Annotated in this window: 5 protein-coding genes and 1 pseudogene; all 6 read right to left on the bottom strand. The window is 72.7% G+C overall.

What is annotated here, in order from left to right; all coding sequences use genetic code 11:
* The coding region (locus K6I34_RS30830) for a transglycosylase family protein (protein WP_308294077.1) at nt 1-494 on the bottom strand (494 nt) is incomplete at its 3' end.
* Nucleotides 495-675: 181 nt separating this feature from the next.
* On the bottom strand, nt 676-1,935 hold the full coding sequence (locus K6I34_RS30835; RefSeq protein WP_229331078.1) for a cytochrome P450: 1,260 nt from the start codon (nt 1,933-1,935) through the stop codon (nt 676-678).
* Nucleotides 1,936-2,105: 170 nt separating this feature from the next.
* A complete protein-coding gene (locus tag K6I34_RS30840; RefSeq protein ID WP_229331080.1) occupies nt 2,106-2,537 on the bottom strand; it encodes a DUF6479 family protein in 432 nt (143 codons plus the stop codon).
* A gap of 241 nt (nt 2,538-2,778) precedes the next feature.
* Nucleotides 2,779-3,753 carry a nucleoside triphosphate pyrophosphohydrolase gene (locus tag K6I34_RS30845; RefSeq protein ID WP_229331082.1) on the bottom strand — a complete coding sequence of 325 codons (975 nt, stop codon included), beginning with the start codon at nt 3,751-3,753 and terminating at the stop codon, nt 2,779-2,781.
* Nucleotides 3,754-3,810: 57 nt separating this feature from the next.
* Complete coding sequence (locus K6I34_RS30850) at nt 3,811-4,431, bottom strand: SurA N-terminal domain-containing protein (protein ID WP_229331084.1); 621 nt, start codon at nt 4,429-4,431, stop codon at nt 3,811-3,813.
* Between the two features lie 193 nt (nt 4,432-4,624).
* Nucleotides 4,625-5,272: pseudogene (locus K6I34_RS30855) on the bottom strand (serine/threonine protein kinase); the annotation flags it as partial.

A 5,272-nucleotide genomic window follows, 5' to 3' on the forward strand; every position in this document is an offset into this window, starting at 1 on the left:
GTCGTGGAGGGCGAAGGCGAGGAAGAGGGGGCGGAGGTCGAGGAAGGGGAAGCGGAGGGTGCCTCAGAAGAGGGGCTGCCGCTTCCGGTCGGCGCCTCGGCGGAAGGCTCGTGCTCCGGAGCGCGCGGCGCGGGTGTCTCGCGCGAGAGGTCCCTGTTGCTGCCGGGGTTCACGTCGGGTGCCTTGCGGTCCTCGGTCAGGCCCGCCGCGGCGCCGCAGGCCTGCCACGTGCTCGCTCCGGCGTTGAGGACCTTGTCCGCGACGGCTATCTGCTGGGCCCGGCTGGCGAGGTCCGGTCTCGGGGCGTACGCCCGGCCCCCGTACTGCTCCCAGAGCTCCTGCGTCATCTGCAGGCCGCCGTAGGAGCCGTTGCCCGAGTTGGTGCTCCAGGTGCCGCCGCTCTCGCACTGCGCGACCTTGTCCCACGTGGGGGCGTCGGCGGCGTTGGCGCCGGTGGCGGCGAGCAGCGGCATGGCGAGCGCCGATCCCGTCACACCCGCGGCGACCACGATCGCGGGGACCTGACGGGGGCGACGATGTCGACCGTTCCCGGGACGCATACGACAGACCTCTCGATAGGCGGCGAAGTATGGTCGCAGAACATAGCGACGGCGCACGGGAGTCACAAGCCGGTGTATCCGAGGTCACGTGAATGTCACGTGAGTTGACGCGGGGTCATTCAGCGCCGGAGACCGGGCCCGGGGTGAAGTCGACCGGCAGGGCGCGCAGTCCGCGCATGATGAGTCCGCCACGCCATCGCAAATCCTCAGGATCCACGGAAAGCCGCAGGTCAGGGAGGCGCGTAAGGAGCGTCGCGAGCGCCCGCCGGCCCTCCAGGCGGGCGAGCGGCGCACCCAGGCAGTAGTGGATTCCGTGCCCGTATCCGAGGTGCTGGTTGTCGGTGCGGGCGAGGTCGAGGGTGTCGGGGTCCGCGAACCGCTCGGGGTCGCGGTCGGCGGCGGCGAGGACGACGAGAACGGGGTCGCCCTCGGCGATGCGCTGCCCGCCGATCGTCAGGTCCTGCTTGGCGAAACGCCAGGTCGCGAGCTCCACCGGCCCGTCGTAGCGGAGGAGCTCCTCGATCCCCGTCGCCAGCAGGCTCTCGTCCCCTTCGGCCAGCGCGCGCTGGAGCCGCTCGCGCTGCCCGGGGTTGCGCAGCAGGGCGAGCACACCGTTACCGATCAGGTTCACGGTTGTTTCAAAACCGGCAAAGAGAAGGATGAACGCCATGGCGGCGGCCTCGTTCTCGGTGAGGTGCTCGCCGTGGTCACTTGCCCGGATGAGTCCGGAAATGAGGTCGTCGCCGGGATTCTCCCGCTTGCGGTGGATGAGTTCCGCGAGATACGTCCGCATCTTCTTCACGGAACGAGCGACTCCGCCACGCGGCCCGCCGCCGTGCCGGATCATCATTCCCGCCCAGTCGCGGAAGTCGTCCTGGTCCTCGCGCGGGACGCCCAGCATGTCGCAGATGGCGTAGATGGGGAGCGGGAAGGCGAACTCGTGGATGAGGTCGGCCTCCCCCTTCTCGCAGAACCCGTCGATGAGCCGGTCCGTCAGCTCCTGGACCCGCGGGGCGAACTCCGCGACCCGGCCCGGGGTGAACGCCTTCGAGACGAGACGGCGCAGCCGGGTGTGGTCAGGGGGGTCGATGTTGAGCAGGTGCGTCATCAGATTGGCGCTGCGCTCGCCGGGGATGCCGACCTTGCCCTTGCCGTGGGCCTGCTCGGAGTGGTGCACGGGGTTCTTGGACAGCCGCTGGTCGGCGAGGGCCTGGCGGGCGTCGCCGTACCGGGTGATCAGCCAGGCGCTGACGCCGCTGGGGAGGGTGGTGCGGTGGACGGGGGCGTGGGTGCGCAGCCAGGCGTAGGCCGGGTAGGGGTCGGCGGCGAACTCCCAGGTGAAGAGGGTGGGGGCGGCGGTGTCGTTGTCGTGCACCTTGCTGACGCTACCCGCCGCCCAGGGGGAACCCCGCTTTGCGGCTCTCTGCACCGGGGCTCCGCCCCGGGCCCCGCGCCTAGTGGGGTGCGTCTTGCGCTTGGCGTGCGGCTGCGGGTTGTCTTCGGCTGGTCGCGCAGTTCCCCGCGCCCCTGGCGGGGACGCGGATACTAGTGATGGCCCGGGCCACCGCTGCCGAAGCCGCCGCTGCTGCCGGGGTTCCATTTCTTGCGTTCCTCGGAGAGCTCCTCCTGATGGCTCCCCGGGTTCCGGATCTCGTGCGGGAGCACCCGTTCCCCCGCCGCCTCCGGCTCCACCGTGTCCGACTCGCGGTGCTCGGTGACGTAGCCGACCACGTCCTCGTCGTCGTTGTGGCCCGGCCCGTGGTCCGGCGACTCCGGCCCCCGGTCGTGTTCCTGCCGCGTCTGCCACGCACCCGAGCGCCGCTGCGGCGCGCTGGGCGGAGGCGGCTCCTTGTCACGCTTACGGAAGCCGACGACGACGGCGAGGATCAGCAGGGCCACGACGAACAGGCCGATGATGAACTGGACGATGCCCCCGAGCCAGGCGGGAGCGGCGAGGACGGTGTGCTCGATGCGCATGGAATGCGCGTACCCGCCGATTGCCCGGAAAAGTCTGGTTATGGGCCGAATGGGTGGATGGGGCGAGCACGGGCGCCCCATCAGGGGCGCGGGGCTGTTTCGATATGCGGCTCCGCCGCGTGGGCGCGCTCAGCCACGACGGACGGGCAGCCGCGCGCCGAGCGCAAGCCGCACCCCCATAGGCGCACCGGGGGCCCGGGGGCGGAGCCCCCGGTCACAGAGGTGGGGCTCCCCGCCCCGGTCAAGCCTCCGCGGAGCGGATCGCCGCCCGGTACGCCCGGGCGGCCGCACGGAGCGCCGTCTCCGGGTCCACCCCCGCCGCCTCCGCCCGCGCGGCCAGTGCCAGCAGCTCGTACCCCACGCCGTCCCCCGTCGGCAGGGGCACGTCCAGGCCCCCCGTCCGGACGCGGGAGGCCAGCTTCGCCGCCAGGGCCAGGGCCGGCTGCCCCAGGGGGACGCCCTCGGTCACGGAGTCGCGGCCCTTCTCCTCCGCCTTCGTCCGCAGCCAGTGCTCCTTGACCTCCTCCGGCGTCCGCGCGGTCTCGTCGCCGAAGACGTGCGGGTGCCGGTGGACGAGCTTGTCGACGATGGTGCCCGCGACGTCGTCGACGGAGAACGGCTCGTCGGGGTCGTCCTGGGCGATGCGGGCGTGGAAGACGACCTGGAGCAGGACGTCCCCGAGCTCCTCGCGCAGGGACTCGCGGTCGCCGGTCTCGATGGCCTCCAGGAGTTCGTACATCTCCTCAAGGCCGTACTTCGCGAGGTCCTCGTGGGTCCGGATGCCGGTCCACGGGCACGCCACGCGGATGCGGTCCATGACCTGGACGAGGTCGAGCAGCCGGGCGCCCGGCAGGTCGTACGCGCCCGGGAGCAGTTCCAGCGCGGGCATGGTCTCGCGGCCGGAGCCCGCGAGCCGGGCCAGCCCGTCGGTGAGGGCCGGGTCGCCCTCGGCGGTGGTGACGACGACCACCGTACGGCCGCCGTCCAGGCAGTGGTCGACCAGCTCGCGCGCCGTCGCCGAGCCGATCTCGACCGCGACCCCGGCCTCCCCTATATACGGCAACTGGGGGTGCCCGGCGTCGGCGCACAGCACCCGGTCGGCGGAACGCAGCGCCTGCCAGGCGGGCCACGACAGCAGGCCGGGGGCCACCCGGTGGCTGGTGGTCAGCAGGACGATGCGGCCGGGGTCAGCAGGCAGGGCGGCGGAGTCGTTCACACCACCGACCCTACGTTCTCCCCCGGCGGAGTTCTCCCCGTTCTCCCCCGGCGGGACTCAGGCCGGGCCGTCGGGGACGGGCTGCACGGCCTGTCGCAGCCACGGTTCGAGCACCGGCTGCGCGGTGCCGCGCTTCGGGTCCCACACGCCGTAGCGCGGGTTCACGTCGACGTGCAGCTTGTCCGAGGTCCGCATGAGGATGTCGTTGGTCCGCACCGTGCCGAACTTCGCGTCCAGCTTGGCGCGCGTGATGTCCATCGTCAGGGCCTGGTCGATCTGGTCGGGGGCGATGCCGAGGCCCAGGAAACGCGTCCGCACCGCGTCGGCGCCGCCGTTGGCCCGTTCGACGGCCGTGCGCTGCTCCTGGAGCTCGCGGCGCGTCACGTCGATGCCGTTGTCCTCCCCCGCCCGCTCGACGATGCGGTACTGGATGAGCCGGATGAGGGTGTCCTGCCCCAGCCGGGAGCTGCCCGCGATGAGCTGCTGCGCCTGCGGGGAGGAACGCTGCGCGTCGCGCACGTCCGACACCTGGCTCTGCAGCTGGGTGACGGTGATCCGCTCCTTGCCCACGACCGCCGCCGCGCCCGGATGGGCGGTCGAGCCACAGGCGGTGAGGGCCGGCGCCCCGGCCAGCAGGGCGACGGCGGAGACGGAGAGCGCGGTCCTTCGGCGGATCATGGAGCCTCCCGGCGGAGATCGAACGACGACGGCTGCTGGACCTGGTGGTGATCGATGGTAGGGAGTCGATGTGGTCCAGGCCACCCGTACGACCAACGATTCGCGGGTGGTTGAGGTTGTTTCAGCCGTCTGACGGTGCCTCAGTGCACTGTGCGGCCTGCCAGGCACCCGTCAGGCACCCGCCAGGCACCCGTCAGGCCCGTACCTGTCCGAGCCACTGGAGGGTGTGCCGGATCTCGGCGGGCAGCGGGTGGTGGGGGCCGTGCAGCCGCTCGGCGTCGTGGAGGAGCGTGGCCAGGGTGTCGTGCGCGGCCTGCCGGTCGCCGAGGGACAGCAGCAGGTGGCCGATGCGGCGGCGGATCTCCAGCGGGGTGTCCACGTCGTCCGGGAGCCGCTCGAAGTGCGGGAGCAGGGCGCGGTACTCGCCGAGCGCGGCGACGGCCTCCCCGAGCTGTTCCAGGCACTGGGCGGCGTCGTACTGGAAGCGCAGCACCTGACGCGCCGCGCGCGGCCCGCTCTCGGCGGCGTGCTCCTCGGCCAGCAGCCGGAGTTCGGGCAGGGCCCGGCGGTACTGGCCGTCGTCCATGAGGGTGGCGGCGTACTGCTTGCGGAGGGTGCGGACGACGGTCGAGCGCTCGCCGTGCTCCGCGGCGGCGGCCGGGAGGATCGCGCCGAGGAGGTCCACGGCCTGGGTGATGCCGCCCTGGTCGAGAAGGCGCTTGACCTCCTCCACGGCCTCGGCCACGTCCGGTCCCGCGGCGGGCGGGGGCTGCGTGCCGACGAGCGCGGTCGCGGCGGGCGGCACGAGGCCCGCGGCGGCGGGGGCCCGCTCGGGCCAGGG

This window comes from Streptomyces sp. UNOC14_S4 (assembly GCF_020740835.1).
Lineage (GTDB): Bacteria > Actinomycetota > Actinomycetes > Streptomycetales > Streptomycetaceae > Streptomyces.